Source organism: Psychrobacter sp. APC 3426, assembly GCF_030408035.1.
Classification (GTDB): domain Bacteria; phylum Pseudomonadota; class Gammaproteobacteria; order Pseudomonadales; family Moraxellaceae; genus Psychrobacter.
On the sequence record NZ_JASDCF010000024.1, the window covers coordinates 1 to 16,596 of the forward strand.

General features: G+C 43.6%; 16 protein-coding genes and 2 tRNA genes. 10 read left to right on the forward strand and 8 right to left on the reverse strand.

Annotation, left to right across the window (positions count from 1 at the left end):
* Positions 1-77, reverse strand: a 77-nt coding sequence (locus tag QL919_RS14160) for a helix-turn-helix domain-containing protein (protein WP_356650367.1), incomplete at its 3' end; no start/stop codon positions are given.
* 230 nt (positions 78-307) lie between these two features.
* On the opposite strand from QL919_RS14160, the gene QL919_RS11075 reads away from it, so the two are divergent.
* From QL919_RS11075 to QL919_RS11090, 4 genes are all read left to right on the forward strand, one after another.
* On the forward strand, positions 308-685 hold the full coding sequence (locus QL919_RS11075) for a hypothetical protein (RefSeq protein WP_290189580.1): 378 nt from the start codon (positions 308-310) through the stop codon (positions 683-685).
* Between the two features lie 112 nt (positions 686-797).
* Positions 798-873: transfer RNA gene (locus tag QL919_RS11080), tRNA-Ala, on the forward strand.
* A 155-nt stretch (positions 874-1,028) separates the two neighbouring features.
* A tRNA-Glu gene (locus QL919_RS11085) sits at positions 1,029-1,104 on the forward strand.
* A gap of 372 nt (positions 1,105-1,476) precedes the next feature.
* Entirely contained in the window at positions 1,477-2,130 is a 654-nt protein-coding gene (locus tag QL919_RS11090) for a LysE family translocator (protein ID WP_290189581.1), read from the forward strand.
* Between the two features lie 93 nt (positions 2,131-2,223).
* On the opposite strand, the gene tnpB (QL919_RS11095) is transcribed toward QL919_RS11090, so the two are convergent.
* Complete coding sequence (gene tnpB / locus QL919_RS11095; RefSeq protein ID WP_290189582.1) at positions 2,224-3,375, reverse strand: IS200/IS605 family element RNA-guided endonuclease TnpB; 1,152 nt, start codon at positions 3,373-3,375, stop codon at positions 2,224-2,226.
* Between the two features lie 287 nt (positions 3,376-3,662).
* Here tnpB (QL919_RS11095) and QL919_RS11100 point away from each other — a divergent pair, with 287 nt between their 5' ends.
* Positions 3,663-3,998, forward strand: coding sequence for a hypothetical protein (locus tag QL919_RS11100; RefSeq protein ID WP_290189583.1), 336 nt, complete (start codon positions 3,663-3,665; stop codon positions 3,996-3,998).
* 89 nt (positions 3,999-4,087) lie between these two features.
* Here QL919_RS11100 and acnA read toward each other — a convergent pair whose 3' ends face one another.
* Both acnA and QL919_RS11110 read right to left on the reverse strand, forming a co-directional pair.
* Entirely contained in the window at positions 4,088-6,874 is a 2,787-nt protein-coding gene (gene acnA / locus QL919_RS11105; protein WP_290189584.1) for an aconitate hydratase AcnA, read from the reverse strand.
* Between the two features lie 401 nt (positions 6,875-7,275).
* The gene (locus QL919_RS11110) at positions 7,276-8,313 is read right to left on the reverse strand and encodes a DUF3025 domain-containing protein (RefSeq protein WP_290189585.1); all 1,038 of its coding nucleotides are present in this window, start codon (positions 8,311-8,313) and stop codon (positions 7,276-7,278) included.
* A 112-nt stretch (positions 8,314-8,425) separates the two neighbouring features.
* Here QL919_RS11110 and QL919_RS11115 point away from each other — a divergent pair, with 112 nt between their 5' ends.
* A complete protein-coding gene (locus tag QL919_RS11115; protein ID WP_290189586.1) occupies positions 8,426-9,142 on the forward strand; it encodes a metal-dependent hydrolase in 717 nt (238 codons plus the stop codon).
* Positions 9,143-9,185: 43 nt separating this feature from the next.
* On the forward strand, positions 9,186-9,761 hold the full coding sequence (locus QL919_RS11120; RefSeq protein ID WP_290189587.1) for a YchJ family protein: 576 nt from the start codon (positions 9,186-9,188) through the stop codon (positions 9,759-9,761).
* Positions 9,762-9,784: 23 nt separating this feature from the next.
* Here QL919_RS11120 and QL919_RS11125 read toward each other — a convergent pair whose 3' ends face one another.
* From QL919_RS11125 to tnpB (QL919_RS11140), 4 genes are all read right to left on the reverse strand, one after another.
* A complete protein-coding gene (locus QL919_RS11125; RefSeq protein ID WP_290189588.1) occupies positions 9,785-10,717 on the reverse strand; it encodes a class II glutamine amidotransferase in 933 nt (310 codons plus the stop codon).
* 73 nt (positions 10,718-10,790) lie between these two features.
* On the reverse strand, positions 10,791-11,099 hold the full coding sequence (locus QL919_RS11130; protein WP_290189589.1) for a hypothetical protein: 309 nt from the start codon (positions 11,097-11,099) through the stop codon (positions 10,791-10,793).
* Positions 11,100-11,147: 48 nt separating this feature from the next.
* Complete coding sequence (locus QL919_RS11135; RefSeq protein ID WP_290189590.1) at positions 11,148-12,323, reverse strand: homoserine kinase; 1,176 nt, start codon at positions 12,321-12,323, stop codon at positions 11,148-11,150.
* Positions 12,324-12,505: 182 nt separating this feature from the next.
* Complete coding sequence (gene tnpB / locus QL919_RS11140; RefSeq protein WP_290189591.1) at positions 12,506-13,657, reverse strand: IS200/IS605 family element RNA-guided endonuclease TnpB; 1,152 nt, start codon at positions 13,655-13,657, stop codon at positions 12,506-12,508.
* A 218-nt stretch (positions 13,658-13,875) separates the two neighbouring features.
* Here tnpB (QL919_RS11140) and hisF point away from each other — a divergent pair, with 218 nt between their 5' ends.
* The 3 genes from hisF to nusB all read left to right on the forward strand — a co-directional run bounded on the left by hisF (position 13,876) and on the right by nusB (position 16,596).
* Complete coding sequence (hisF, locus tag QL919_RS11145) at positions 13,876-14,658, forward strand: imidazole glycerol phosphate synthase subunit HisF (RefSeq protein ID WP_290189592.1); 783 nt, start codon at positions 13,876-13,878, stop codon at positions 14,656-14,658.
* Positions 14,659-14,872: 214 nt separating this feature from the next.
* A complete protein-coding gene (gene ribE, locus QL919_RS11150) occupies positions 14,873-15,394 on the forward strand; it encodes a 6,7-dimethyl-8-ribityllumazine synthase (RefSeq protein ID WP_290189593.1) in 522 nt (173 codons plus the stop codon).
* A 248-nt stretch (positions 15,395-15,642) separates the two neighbouring features.
* On the forward strand, positions 15,643-16,596 hold the full coding sequence (nusB, locus tag QL919_RS11155; protein ID WP_290189594.1) for a transcription antitermination factor NusB: 954 nt from the start codon (positions 15,643-15,645) through the stop codon (positions 16,594-16,596).

A 16,596-nucleotide genomic window follows, 5' to 3' on the forward strand; every position in this document is an offset into this window, starting at 1 on the left:
GATTTAGCAAAGAATATTTGCTGACCCTCATTAGGGTATAATCTTACTTTATGGGCTTTTAGGATTTGCTTGGTCATAAGGAGCTTGTTGTTAATTGGCGTTATAATTATTAATTATAATACCATAGGGAGTAAGGGTAGTTATCAATAACGCATTCATCCCACTACTTTAGAAGTAGGGGATTTCTGCGCTGAAAATGTTAAAGTTTTCGAATGTAAAAGGGTCAGGCCAGTTCTGACCCTTTTTACGTTATTAGTAGATATTACTAACCTCTAATTATTAAACCTCTTCATTATTGGAAAGAACCATGGTCGCCAAAACCGTCACGATAGAAAGCAAAGACTATGTCTTTAACACGCTCAAAGAAGCGCAAAAATACTATGATGCCATCGTAAAAGAGCTTTATGACGCAAAGCTTACCCTGACCACGGGTCAAGACTTTGAAGATTTAAAGTGGATATACAACACCTACTGTCATTACACCAAGCAGAATTTAGATAAATTAAGCAATTCTGACATTATTGGTTTTAAAGGAATCAGCACTGTCCGAGAAAAAGGCGGTCAGTATATCCCAACGGAATGCTGTGCCATCATTTTTTCTGACAACAGCTCTAACCTCACTGAGGAAGAATTCTTTACCGATAAAGCCCTAAAAGAGATTGCCATCAAGCAAAATCCGCGCTAATTTAAGATGGTTAAGTGACTAAATCGCTTTTTTTCGCATATTTATGCATTATTTTTAAAATAGCGGTTGACAAGACTGCTCGTCTTACCTAAAATACGCACACTCTTAGCGAGGGGCTATAGCTCAGTTGGTAGAGCACTTGCATGGCATGCAAGGGGTCAACGGTTCGACTCCGTTTAGCTCCACCATACTATTTATCGCAACGCTCAGTACTACTGAAACTTGATATAAATACTCGCTAGTAGGACGATATCAGCACCTAGGCAAGGCTTGCTCTATTTAATAGATAAGCACTCTGATATTGTGAAGTACCGTTGTAACCACTGGTTATAACACTCTATGCGTCCCCATCGTCTAGAGGCCTAGGACACCGCCCTTTCACGGCGGTAACGGGGGTTCGAATCCCCCTGGGGACGCCACTATTCGGCGTCACTTATTAGCACTTTTGCTTAGCATCTTCTAAGCATTCAGGTTAGACTAATAAGCGAACAATAAAAAATCCCAGTCATCATACGGTGACTGGGATTTTTTATGCCTGTTATTTCTGCAGATGGCTATCAAAGCTATAGTCAAAATATCCTATAAACCCTACGGTATTGCTGATATCAATTTTTTGTAGCCTCTGCCTGCGCAGACACAGCAAGCAAGAAAAACTGATATCAGCAGCGCGTGATGTATCGATATTACTTTTCATTGACTGTATATAAGCCCTTGGGAATATTGATAGAATGCACTCTAATGGCGCTCTATAAAATATCGAGCTTAACTGCTATCACAAGGAGGTCTTGGCTATGTTTGGTATCGAGAATTATCTAGGGTTTGTCATGGCAGCCATTTTGCTAAACCTAACCCCTGGCAGTGATAGCATGTATATCATCACCCGTAGCATTTCACAGGGTAGCCGAGCAGGGTTTTATTCTGTGTTAGGTATCATCTCAGGCATTTTAGTCCATACGTTGTTAGCAGCGCTGGGCTTGTCCATCATTTTGGCAAATTCCCCACTGGCATTTATGATCGTCAAATATATTGGTGCTAGCTACTTATGTTATTTGGGCGTAAAAATGCTTATGAGCAAGCAGCAGCCTTTGATAGCCGAGAGTTTACAAGAAAAAGAAAAATCTTCGTTCGCTAAGACTCTAGATCATTGGCAAATATATAAACAAGGTGTACTCACCAATACCTTTAATCCAAAGGTTGCTCTATTTTTCCTCGCATTCTTCCCGCAGTTTATCGATGCCAGTTATGCTTATAACATGGTGTCTTTCATTGTTTTAGGCCTAACCTTTGCTGTGACCGGCTTTATATGGTGCTTGTGCTTGGCATTATTGGCGTCAAAATTCAGTGAAAATCTGCGTAAAAATCCTGCGATAGAAGTGCTTTTAAATAGAGTAAGTGGTGTGGTGTTTATTGGCTTGGGGATTAAGCTGTTGACTGAGAAGGGTTAATCAATGAACTACCGACCACCTAAAGAGGTGGCGGTTTCTTAGGTAATACCTATACTTGATACGATGTTTTGTATCAGCGGTTAGGCAAATGGACTAAGCTAACCCCGTCGTACCGACGGTTTTGAGTGTTGCCAGCCTTAGTCCTTCGTTGAGGATGTTGATACTGGCGTTTATGTCTCTATCATGCTTTTGCTGGCAACTCGGACAATTCCATGATCTCACCTGTAATGGTAGCTCAGCCTTTGTGAGTAAGTGCCCACAGCCTGAGCAGGTCTTAGACGAAGGATACCATCGGTCTACTTTGACTACCTCTTTACCGTACCATTCAGCCTTGTAGTTCAGCATGGCAGCAAAGGTTGACCATGAGCTGTCTGATATGGCTTTAGATAACTTTCTATTCTTAACCATGCCTTTGACGTTCAAGTCCTCAACAGCAATCACATCGTGGTTTTTGATGAGAGTGAATGATAGCTTATGCAGAAAGTCTTTTCGGCAATTCGTGATACGCTCGTAGACTTTGGCGACTTTGAGTTTTTGCTTTTGATAGTTGCGGCTGTCAGACAGCTTGCGTTGATTCGCTTTGGCAACGGCTCTGCGTTTGGCCAGTATTTTCTGTTCACGTGCAAGCTTGTCTTGCAGTTTAGATAGAAACTTAGGATTAGCAACTTTGCTGCCATCTGATAGGACGATAAAGTCAGTCAGTCCTAAATCAATGCCGATGTTAGAGTGAGTTTTTGGCAGTGTTGTAGCGATGGTTTCAACCAGTAAGCTGACGTAGTATTTGCCTGATGGGGTGCGGCTGATGGTGGCGCTCTTTATTAAGCCGTTTATTTTACTTGGGAGTCTAGCCTTGATGTGACCTATTTTAGGCAGTTTAACGGTGCTGTCTGTGATCGCCACTGTGCCCTTTTGGTTGTTGGTCGTATAACTATCCTTAATTCCTTTTTTCTTGAATTTTGGGAAGCCTGCGCCTTGCTTGAAAAACTTGTTATAGGCAGCTCTTAGGTTTTGCTGTACATTAGCCAGTGCCAAGCTATCGACTTCTTTAAGCCATTCAAATTCTTTTTTATAGTGAGCAGGAGTATTTTTTAATTCGGTCTTGGTTTTTTTATAGTGCTCAATCTTATCATTAAGCATTTTATTCCAAATAAAGCGTGTGCAACCAAATGATTTAGCAAAGAATATTTGCTGACCCTCATTAGGGTATAATCTTACTTTATGGGCTTTTAGGATTTGTTTTGGCACGAAGCTATTGTACCATATCAAAAGTCTGACGCATTCATCCCTCTACTTTAGAAGTAGGGGAATTCTGCGCTGAAAATGTTAAAAAGACACACTATCCACTCAATAGGCTTTTACAGACATAAAACACTCCACTATATATTGATTGACGTCCCTATTTGTAATTATAAAGGCTTGGAATACAAAAACTTAGGATTATATTCATAGTTGACGATATAGATATATTAAGTCAATATTAAAGGATAGCAGTGGTTATCAATCTTGATACCATGAAATTAAGGAGAGCACTCATGAAAGCGTTTTTTATGAAAGTATTTTTCTTAGGTCTATCTGGCTTATTAATCAGTGTCCCTGCACAGGCTGTTAGTGGTTATCAGAACGGTAACGGCACTTGTATGAAAAAAAATGGGGGCGGGCGTCTATGCTATAAAGAAGGTAAAGGTGTTCCTCAACCTCACTGCGATGTATGGATTGAGGGCGGGTCTCACTGCGGCCGTAAAGGCATAAGCGGTAGTCAAGATGGCATAGTAGAAAGAATTTATCACAAAGAAATCTCAACAGTCAATGGTTCAAAACCTGATAACCGTAAGACAATCGATTCTAAATCAGTAGAGTCCATCCGTTAATCTATCAAAAGCAAGAAGCACATAATAGAAAAGCCCAACCCCATTTCAATAGGGGTTGGGCTTTTTGTCATATTAAACCTAATTAACCATTACGCCGCGTTTTTACTGTCTGCAGCTAGTTGACGCAATACATAGTGCAATACGCCGCCATGACGCACATATTCGCGTTCTTTTGGCGTCTGCAGCATGACATTGACATCAAAGCTCTCCGTTGAGCCATCAGCACGTGTGGCCGTAACCTTGGCGGTTTTACTTTCCCCATTATTGAGACCGGTGATGCTAAGCACCTCAGAACCGTCTAGGTGATAAGTCTCTGCATTTTCACCGTCTTTAAAGGTCAATGGCAACACGCCCATGCCGACTAGATTTGAGCGGTGAATACGCTCAAACGAGCTGGTCAATACCGCTTTTACACCGAGCAAAATCGTACCCTTCGCAGCCCAGTCACGACTAGAGCCAGAACCATATTCTGCCCCGCCAAGTACCACGAGCGGACGCTTATCTTCTTTATACTTCATCGCTGCGTCATAGATGGCCATTTCTTCGCCGTCTTTTAGCGTAGCGCTATCGCCGCTGAAATAATAAGTGTAGCCGCCCTCTTTACCACCCATCATGGTATTTTTGATACGGATGTTGGCAAAAGTACCGCGAGTCATGACCGCATCGTTACCACGGCGTGAGCCATAGCTGTTGAAATCGGCTTCCATCACACCGCGCTCTTGCAGGTACTTACCTGCCGGTGAGCCTGCATCGATGTTACCGGCTGGTGAAATATGGTCAGTGGTGATCGAATCACCGAATAGACCCAAGATACGTGCGCCTTCGATATCGAGGATACCTTCTGGCTCCATGGTCATACCATCAAAGAACGGTGGGTTCTTAATGTACGTAGACTCTTCGCTCCATGGATACAACTGGCTGTCGGCTGAACTAATGGCGTTCCATGCTTTACTACCGTCAAACACTTCACCGTAGTTTTTGCGGAACATATCCGCATCGATATTATTAGCAATCAACTCATTAATCTCATCCGACGTTGGCCAGATGTCTTTTAGATAAACGTCATTGCCGTCTTGATCCTGACCTAGCGGATGGGTTGTCATATCGATATCGACGGTACCTGCCAGCGCATAAGCAACGACAAGCGGTGGTGACGCTAAGTAGCTGGCTTTCACATGTGAGTGAATGCGACCTTCAAAGTTACGGTTACCTGATAGCACGGCAGCAGCGACCAAGTCGTTCTCCTCAATGCCTTGCTCAATACTCTCAAGCAATGGTCCTGAGTTACCAATACATGTCGTACAGCCATAACCAACCAAATAGAAGCCTGTTTTTTCCAACTCATCCATCAGCTTGGTTTTTTCAAGATAATCGGTCACCACTTTTGAACCAGGTGCCAGCGAAGTCTTGACCCATGGCTTGGCTTTTAGACCTTTAGCAGCGGCTTTTTTCGCCACTAGGCCTGCACCAATCATTACCGCAGGGTTTGATGTGTTGGTACATGAGGTGATCGCTGCGATGACGACTGAACCATCACGCAATTTATGGCTTGTATCATTAATATTGACGTCAGAGTAAACGTTAGGCTTAGCATACAGTCTATCCGCTTGCTCTTGCTCGCCGCCTTCTTGGTCGAAGCGTACTTTACCTGCAACTTCTGACTTGCGATCTTTGGTCATTTTTTCTAAAGTTTCGCCAAACTTTTCGTGCATATCAGATAAGTTGATACGCTGTTGTGGCAAGTTCGGACCGGCAAGGGCTGGCTGTACCGATGATAAATCCAACTCTAGCTTACTTGAGTAAGTCGCGGCTGGCGTATCGGCATCGTGCCATAAGCCTTGCGCTTTGGCATACTTTTCAACCAATTCGATTTGCGCTTCATCACGTCCAGATAGACGCAGATAATCAATCGCCATTTGGTCAATCGGGAAGATACCACAGGTCGCACCATACTCTGGTGACATGTTAGCAATCGTTGCACGGTCAGCGAGTGGCATGCTGTGCAAACCTTCGCCATAGAATTCGACGAACTTACCAACCACGCCATGTGCACGTAACATCTCAACGACACGTAGTACCAAATCCGTTGCGGTCACGCCTTCGGTTAATTTGCCCGTCAGCTCAAAGCCAACGACTTGTGGAATCAGCATCGATGATGGTTGACCAAGCATTGCCGCTTCCGCTTCAATACCGCCCACACCCCAACCAAGCACACCAATACCATTAATCATGGTGGTATGACTGTCCGTACCAAATACCGTATCAGGATAAGCGGTCAGCTCACCATCGACATCCGCGGCCATGACCACGCGTGCTAGATACTCAAGGTTAACCTGATGTACGATACCGGTTGCTGGTGGTACAACCACGAAGTTTTCAAAGGCATTACGTCCCCAATGCAAGAACTCATAACGCTCATTGTTACGTTTAAATTCAATCTTTTCGTTGAGATCTAGCGCATCTTCGCGGCCGTAAGCATCAACCTGTACAGAGTGGTCAACGACCAATTCACTAGGGATAAATGGGTTAATCTGCTCAGCACGACCACCAAGCTCAACCACTGCATCACGCATCGCTGCCAAATCAACCACCGAGGGTACACCGGTGAAATCTTGCAGGACAACACGTGCTGGCATAAAAGCAATTTCTTTTGACGCTTCTGCGCCTGCGTCCCAATTGGCAACGGCTTCAATATGGTTTTTACCAACAGACTGCCCATCGTCTTCGTTACGCAAAAGATTCTCTAAGACGATTTTCATGCAGAATGGCAATTTGCTGATGTTTTCGTAAGTTTTGGTCAGCTTTGGCAGGCTATAATAGGCATGCTCCTTGCCATCGACCGAAATGGTATCTTTTACATTAAAAATATCACTCATGGTAGCTTCCTTATCGTTGTTATAAATCCTGAACATAAATGGCTATGAGATAAATACTACTAAATCAATAAGCGTTTATGCTGATACTGGTGGCTAAATAGATGGTGTCTCAATTCTTATTAACTCAATCAAGCTTAATGGCCGTACTTATACCCAGCTGATAGTTGCTAAATAATAGCGAAGTACTAGTGACAGCTAAATGACATAGCCAGATGGGTTGTTAAATTAATAAAAGTTTCATTAACGAAAGATATAAGCATATCCTTTGCGTTTAACAGTACTGTCCTTTTACCATAACAAATAAGCCGCGCTTTGTTAACGTCTAGACGTAGGCAAATCGTGGCACAATCGTAAACGTAACAGTGGCTTAACGGTTTATTGGCAAGGTATGACATCATATGTCATTTTTTACGGCGCCGACCGTTGCGAAATACATGGTTATCATCATAAAAGCTAGGACTGGCATTCTCCGCCCAAAAATGCGGCACGCCCAAAATAGGTAAAGGGGCAAGCTGACGCGGCGTGACATCCTCTTGTGATAACAATTTATCTATGTAGTCAGCAACGTTATCATCCAAATATTGCATGCGCTCAGATGCCGATAAAGCAAAAAAATCTGGTGCCACATTTATCACGATGCTGTGCGCGCATAACGGTTTGCGTGGCTGTATCAATTGCTCAAGCAAGGCATGACCAAAGATATAAACTGCCGCCTGAGAGTGCTTGTTCGGTTGTTTTGGGTCATCCCATTTCGCACGTGTACTTACCAGACTGCCCTGCCAGTCAAAATTAATCAGCGCTTCACCAATACTAGGGTCAGCTGTGACTAGCACTGCGCCGTTTTCATCAAATACCGTAATGGTATCGCGGACGCGCCCTCGACTGGCGCCAATGCCTTGCTGCTCGATTTCTAGCATATGATAGTAATTGAGCAAGGCTTTGGTCTTGGGAAAAGTCAGCCAAATACTACCGTTAAATAAGTCATGCAAATTATCGCGTGTCGGGATATTGCCAGTCGTGCCGATAAAACTCTCGTACGCCTCGCCCTCTGGTAATGCATTTTGCGAGACAAACCTTAGGGTTTGGGCTTCATTGTTATGTGCAGGTTTGGTTTGTGGTAATGGCTGTTGTGAGTTATCCGCCTGCTGCTGCAGCGCAGTATTTAGCACTTTTGCGATAATGTCTGGTATGTTTTCGAGTTTATCCGTCTGAGCAGGCTCATTATTTAAGCCACTTAGCCGTGTGATGGCTTTACTTATATAGCCTAACTGGTTTAAGTGACACAGCCATGGCGCTTGCCAGTTAATTTCTGCAAAGCTGCCATCAAGCTTGCTGTCGCATATAGATGGGTTGTTAATGGATGCAGCAAGAGTTGCATTAAAAGGCACATCAGAAGAAGCAGTTGGATAAGGATTGGCGGGTAAATCAGTGGCGGTCATATTGACTATCTCTATTAGACGACTGGCTTGGCTATGGTATCATGGAGCGCTTTTTTACGGCTAGACAAGCCGCTCGAAATGACATTCGCGCGCTACTTATTGATGAGTTCTTATGGCAAATTTTAATACCCACTTAAATGTTGCATTCATGGCTAGTGGTACGATGAGTTTAACAGTCTATAAAGCCGGACTGATTGATGATGCAGGGTTTTTGATGTGCGTGGCGCTTGGCACCATTGGTGGGCTGCTGCCTGATTTAGATTCTGATAATTCGACACCGATTAAACTTGGCTTTAATATCACCTCCTTTATCTTCGCCTTTGGTTTGGTGATGCATTGGCGCAGTGAGCTGAGTTTGCTGGCGCTGATGGCGTTGTGGCTGGCGGGCTACGGTTTTATGCGTTACGTGGTGTTCTATATTTTTACCAATATGACCGTGCATCGCGGCGTTATCCACTCTGTACCCTATATGGCAATCTTGGGGCTTGGAATAACCTATATCAGCTATGATATTTTAGACATCCCGCTAACGGCAAGCTGGTTTTACGGCTTGTTTTTATTTGGCGGTGCCATGGTGCATTTGGCATTGGATGAGCTCTATAGTGTGAATTTATCCAATATGAAAATGAAGCGCTCGTCGGGTACAGCGATGAAGTTCTATCAGCACAAAGACAAATGGTGGTATCTGCTACTGTACGTCATCCTTGCGCTCTTGGTATATTTTGCGCCGCCCTTTGATGACTTTTGGCAGCAGTTACGTAACCCAGCGCCTTGGGCAAAACTAAAACTCGGCCTATGGCCAGAATTGATCAAAAACTGGCTAAATTGAAATCTTTAAAACTTTTAAAAATGAATAATTATTCGAGTAAATAATGTCAACCTTCCCTCCTATCTGCCCTTGCCAAATTAATCCGTCATCGGATACCGTTAGTGCACCGCTACTTTATAAAGACTGCTGCCAGCCTTATCATGACGGTTTATTGAATGAAGAGACGGATAAAGCTGAGAGCGCAAAGCCAGACACTGCTGAACGATTGATGCGCACGCGCTATAGTGCCTTTGTGTTGGTCAAGCCAGAATATATCGTCAAGACTACGCTACCCGCGCAGCAAAATTTACTAGATATTCAGGCGATTGAGAGTTGGGCAAAAGAGACGGACTGGGCAGGATTAGAGATCATTACGCATACGCCAAAGCTAGGTAAGCGTCATGCGCAAGTTGAATTTAAAGCTTACTTTAATACCTCTGATAATGCGGCTGATACTTTAGAAGAAAAGTTGCAAGCACATCATGAGTTGTCTGCCTTTGTAAAAGTGGCAGACAACTCCAATAATGGTTCGCGTTGGTATTTCTTAGATCCTACGACCGAGATGACTATCACGCAAAAACAGCCCTGTGTTTGTGGGTCAGGTGAGAAGTTTAAGCGTTGTTGTGGAATGTATATTTAATTAACATAAAATATTCGCCACTCCTAAACACTCGCTCCAACCGCGCGTGCTACCGCAATTCCTTCCTCAACGGTCAAAAATTTACGCTGACTTGGGCTGTCTTTATAAATGACGTCACCATCTTGGAATATCAGACATTCATTAACTGCCAACTGTTGCCATTTTTCATTTTCAGTCAATGGCACAGTAACTAGAATCGTCACTTTATCCGTGTCGGTAGTCACATCGCTAAAGTTAATGGCTAAATCATCATCAGCAAGCTTTGCTTCACCAAATGGCGCTTGACGCGTGAGATAAAACAATAAGCTACCAGCATAAGCCAATTGCCATCTACCATTTGAGATTAGGCAATTAAACAAACCGTTTGCGGATAAATAACGACATTGGGTGGTCAAAAAATTAAACAGTGTTTGGTCATCAGGACGGGTTTTAAAGCTGCTTTTCAGACGATTAACGAGATAACAAAACGCCATTTCAGAATCGGTATTACCGACTGGTTGGCAATGTGAGGCATTACCATTGTCTTGCAGGCGCTGACAGCGTTTAATAAACTCGCTATTCATCTGTCCGTTATGAGCAAATACCCACTGCTCGCCCCACACTTCACGGACGAAAGGATGGGTATTCGCCAAGCAATTCTGCCCTTGAGTGGCTTTACGAATATGGGCAATCACATTCATAGCTTTGATGGGATAATTATTGACCAAATCGGCAACTGGTGACAGATGGCTTGGACGATTGTCATGAAACAGACGCAGACCAGTTGAATCATTTGCCGTTTCATCACTCATTTTGTCATTGAGGTTGTCATTATTGGTACATTCGCTGCGCTCAAAAAACGCAATGCCAAAGCCATCTTCATGACTGTCCGTCATACCGCCGCGCCGACGAAAGCCTGCAAAGCTAAAACCAATATCAGTTGGGGTATTACAGTTCATTCCTAAGAGTTGACACATTTATACTTTACCGCCCTTATTACTTTGATTGATTTAGCTATCTCGATTGTCACTATTGTTGCTATTACTGATTTTAGCTGTCCTGCGAGTTATGATTAACTTCATTACCTGATGTAATGCCCAGCTCAGCATCGCTCATACTCGCCAGTAAATCTGCACCAACATTATCGCCGCCTTCAACCCCTTCTAAAATACGCTTAGCTTGTGCCAATTCGGTATTTTCTACCCAAAGCACGACGCCAGAGTTCATGCCTGGAATGGCACTTAACGGTTGTAAAGACACCGTAATGTTATTGTTACGTAGCAGATTGGCATGTAGTTCGCCTTGCATATTGGTGTCATAGCGTGCCAGTTTGTGCCAGTTGTCAACTTGATCGGTCATGGGGTCGCCTTTATGTTTTTAAGACAGGAGTAGTTGAACAAAAACAATCTATGCTAATTGGTCGAGCCTATATTCTTTAATTGCGTACTCACTACTATTACTCAATTTTTCACGCGCTATCTCGGCTTGCGTCATACTGCTAAAGATACCAGTTATTTGAGTATCTTTCTGAGACGCTAATTGATTATCTAACAATACAAACACCGTATTTTGCGCTTTTTCGACATGCGCCCAATGATACGCAGCCAGACGTTTCATCAGGTCAGGGTTTTTGACCATGATATTATCGCCAGTCCGCCCTTCCGTACGGTTGTAATGGATAACGTTTAAACGTAATAGCCAAAAGATAACCGCCGCTTTGGCTAGCATAACAGGTAAGGCACGTTTTTCATCGTTATTAAGCGGGCGTTTGGATTCATAGCCTTGCAAAAATGCCGCCATTTTGCTGCGGTCAAAATTGACAGTTTCGCCCTGCTCGGCATCACCCCAAGTCGTACAAAAGTCATTAATAGTGATAGCAATATCCATCACATAATGCTCGACGCTGACTTCGGTAAAGTCTAGCAATCCCGTTAAGCGCTCTTCGCCTTTTTGGCTATTATTTAACGATAAGTTCCATAAGGTATTATCAGCGAACATGTCTAAATGACATAAACCTTTTGGCAACGTCGCAAGCGGTAATTGGCTATATGACTGCCAAATATCGCTCATCAGCTTGGCTTCGTCACCCGGCATAAACTGCATTTCACGGTCGCGTACTTCCGCCCATGGATATAAAGGCACGCCGTATTCTTCTGCAGGCTGTAATGCCTGTAGGGTCTCATGCAGCATTGCCAAAGCAGCACCAATCTCATGACACATAGATTGTGTCGTTTGTTGTGGATGTGCGCCTGCCAGACAAGGCACCAAGGTAATCGCTTTATTATCATAGCGTATGACATAGCATTTTTCTGCGCTATCAACCAATGCCAACGGCGCAGCGACCGGCAACTTACCATCTAATTGATTTAAAATGACCGCCATTTTTTCGATGTCTTCTGGTGGACGCTCTTCAAATAAGGTAAATACATAAGAGTGCGCGCCATCTACATCATCAGTCGTCTGAATAAACCAGTTAGAGTTTTTGATACCTTGGGTAATCGGAATGGCACGCGCGAAGGATACGCCGAAACGCTGGCAAAAAGCGGCAAACTGATCATTGGTTAACTGGGTATAGACGGACATGACATCTCACTTATGGCAATGGAATAATAATTTTAAAAGGGCGAATGTGGACGGTAATCACAGTAATTGTACCGCGCATGAGCAAACTTTGGATGAACCACCCACCACCTAAAGAGGTGGCGGTTTCTTAGGTAATACCCATACTTGATACGATGTTTTGTATCAGCGGTTAGGCAAATGGACTAAGCTAACCCCGTCGCACCGACGGTTTTGAGTGTTGCCAGCCTTAGTCCTTCGTTTAGGATGTTGATACTAGCGTTGATGTCTCTATCGTTGGATTGCAAGCAACTGGGACAATTCCATGATCTCACCTGTAATGGTAGCTCAGCCTTAGTCAGTAAGTGACCACACCCTGAGCAGGTCTTAGAAGATGGATACCATCGGTCTATTTTGACAAGCGTTTTGCCGTACCATTCAGCCTTGTAGTTCAGCATGGTGGTGAAGGTTGACCATGAGCTGTCTGATATGGCTTTAGATAACTTTCTATTCTTAACCATGCCTTTGACGTTTAAGTCCTCAATCGCAATCACATCGTGGTTTTTGATGAGATTGAATGAGAGTTTGTGTAGAAAGTCTTTTCGGCAATTCGTGATACGCTCGTAGACTTTGGCGACTTTAACTTTTTGCTTTTGATAGTTGCGGCTGTCAGACAATTTGCGCTGATCCGCTTTGGCAACGGCTCTGCGTTTGGCTAGTATTTTCTGTTCTCTCGCAAGCTTATGTTGCAGCTTAGATAAAAAGGTAGGATTAGCAACTTTCGTGCTGTCCGATAAGACGATAAAGTCAGTCAGTCCTAAATCAATGCCGATGTTAGAGTGGGTTTTTGGCAGTGTTGTAGCGATGGTTTCAACCAGTAGGCTGACATAGTACTTGCCTGATGGGGTGCGGCTGATGGTCGCTGATTTTATTAAGCCATTTACCTTGCTTGGGAACTTAGCGGGGATATGACCAATTTTAGGCAGTTTGACAGTGCTGTCTGTGATCGCCACTGTGCCCTTTTGGTTGTTGGTCGTATAACTATCCTTAATTCCTTTTTTTTTGAACGTAGGGAAGCCTAAACCTTGCTTGAAAAACTTACTGTAAGCCGTCCGAAGGTTTTGTTGTACGTTGGCTAGTGCCAGGCTATCGACTTCTTTAAGCCATTCAAACTCTTTTTTATATTGAGCAGGAGTATTTTTAAGCTCGGTCTTATGCTCGTTGTAATGCTCAATCTTGTCACTAAGCATCCTATTCCAGATAAAGCGTGTGCAGCCGAATGATTTGGCAAAGAATACTTGCTGTTCTTCATTGGGGTACAGCCTGACTTTATGGGCTTTTAGGATTTGCTTGGTCATAAGGAGCTTGTTGTTAATTGGCGTTATAATTATTAATTATAACACCATAGGGAGTAAGGGTAGTTATCAATAACGCATTCATCCCACTACTTTAGAAGTAGGGGATTTCTGCGCTGAAATGTTAAAAGCATAATAATATTGCGAAAACCTGCCTGATATGGCGGTGATTTTGCTAGACTAGCGCTTACGGATAAATTGATTATAAGGTGAAAGACCCTATGTTAGCAAAGCGTATCATCCCTTGTTTGGACGTTGATAATGGACGCGTGGTCAAAGGCGTACAGTTTGTCGATATTAAAGACGCAGGCGACCCGGTTGAAGTAGCACAGCGTTACAACGAACAAGGCGCTGATGAGATTACTTTTTTAGACATTACTGCCACCAGTGATGAACGCGATACCACCTATCATACCGTTGAGCGTATGGCAGAAACGGTATTTGTGCCATTAACCGTTGGTGGCGGTGTGCGTAAAATCGCTGATATTCGTAACCTACTCAATGCTGGCGCGGATAAAGTGGCAATTAATTCAGCAGCAGTATTTACCCCTGAGTTCGTCGGTGAAGCCGCGCAGAAATTTGGCAATCAATGTATCGTTGTCGCTATCGATGCCAAGCGCGTTGAAGATGTAATGGTCGATGGCATCATCATGCCGCGTTGGGAGATTTTCACTCACGGTGGACGTAAGCCAACCGGTATCGATGCAGTTGATTGGGCGAGCAAAATGGCTGATCTCGGTGCTGGCGAATTATTAGTGACTTCGATGGACGGTGACGGTACCAAAAAAGGCTATGACTTGGCACTTATGCAACAAATAACCAGCCGCGTTAATGTGCCCGTTATTGCCTCTGGCGGCGTTGGTAACTTAGAACATTTAGCAGAAGGCGTATTACAAGGCGGCGTAGATGCAGTACTTGCTGCCAGTATTTTTCACTTCGGTGAGTATACGGTTCAAGAAGCCAAAGAATATATGGCATCGCAAGGCATACAGATGCGCCTATAACATTTGTAAAATGCAAATGCATCGGCAAAAAATGTTATCATAGCGCTAACCACTTATTTTCATTCATTTAACTACCAGTTTCTCAAATAATTAACTTGGCAATTATATAGCTGACTTAACTATAATGACTGAGCTAATGGTTAGCTAGGTGAATGTACTCATTAATATCAAGCAATTATTCTAATTAAAAACTTACTACTCAAAGGATATTTTTATGTCGAATTTACAACAGCAGCGCAATAACATTACCCATATCGATGGCAACCTACACCAAAACGAAGACGCCCGTATTGGTATCGTCGTTGGTCGTTTTAATGGTTTTGTCGTTGAGTCATTGGTAGATGGCGCGATTGACGCCCTACTTCGTCATGGCGTTTTGGGTAGCAATATCACCGTTGTCCGTGTGCCGGGCGCATTTGAGTTGCCACTGGTTGCCCAACGCGCTGCTGAATCTGACCGCTTTGACGCTATTATTGCATTAGGCGCGATTATCCGTGGTAGTACACCACATTTTGATTTTGTTGCGAGCGAATCAGCTAAAGGCTTAAGCAGTGTCGCTACTGACTATAATATTCCTGTGGCCAATGGTGTAATCACAACCGATAGCATCGAGCAAGCGATTGAGCGTTCTGGCACCAAAGCTGGTAACAAAGGCTCTGAAGCGGCCATGGTCGTACTTGAAATGCTAGCAGTTTTATCACAGTTAGACATCGATGACGATATTGATGACGCTTAACTCAAACAACATTTTATAGCGTTTTTATTTGGCATTTAACCGGCGCTATGGCTTTTATAAATAACCCTAGCGCCAATGCTACGAAGAACACTATAAAGAATGTAACAAAGCTCCACCACAAAGTTTTATTACAAAGCTCATCTGCAAAAACTAGCTGCAAAACTCGACTGTCACAGACTGCCAGCCGACGACTATTTAACATTTTATTTTAAAATTTATCATCTCAAAAACCTAGGTATTGACCCCCTATGACTGACCAACTCAAGCGCGCCATTAGCGCTGCAAAAACCGCACAAGCCAATGATGGACAAGCTGAAGCCACTCGTATCGCGAGTAGTAGTGCGGGTGATCAAACCTTTGATATGAGTGAGTCTTCTTATAAGACCAGTCACACCGCTATCCGTAAGGCAAGACGCTTTGCTATGCAAGGTCTATACGAATGGCTCGTTACAGATCGCCGTTTCGATATCGATGGCAAGCTTGGCTGGAAGGCCAATGCACCGCATGACATCGCTGCCCGTACGCGCGCCACCAATGCCATGCATACCGTACATATCGGCTATTACCATGAAATGATGCGTGATATCCCAGAACAAATCGAAGCGCTAGATACGCTTATTAGTCAGCATCTCGATCGTGAAATCGATAAGCTCGATACGGTTGAACACGCCATTCTTTTAATTGGTGCTTATGAACTGCAGAATCGCTTAGAGATTCCGTATAAAGTCGTGCTTGATGAGGCCATGAAGCTTAATAATCACTTTGGTGCGACTGATGCCCATAAACTGATTAATGCTGTCCTTGATAAAATGGCCATTGAGCTACGCGACACTGAAGTGCAAGCAGACATTAAAGCCAATTTACGTACTTCACAAAAAGTGTCAGCCAAACCTGTAGTAACAACCGATACAGATAACACTGCCGATACACATGCCATTGAAGATAAGCCAACTGCTTCAAACAAACCACGTATCAGTGCTAATAATGCTAGCGTCAAACGCAATAGCGCCAGCAAAGCCAGTGCTAATATTAGTGATTTTAAGGCAAGCAAACAAAACGATGCTGAAAAAGAGCGTATGGATGAAGATGCTGTCAAAAATGTTGCGACCGATAACGTTGAAAGCAATTCAGACAGCACCGCAGCCGATATTGGTTTAACTGACTCAAATCTCGTTGCCTCAGATGAAGAAAACCGAGACTAG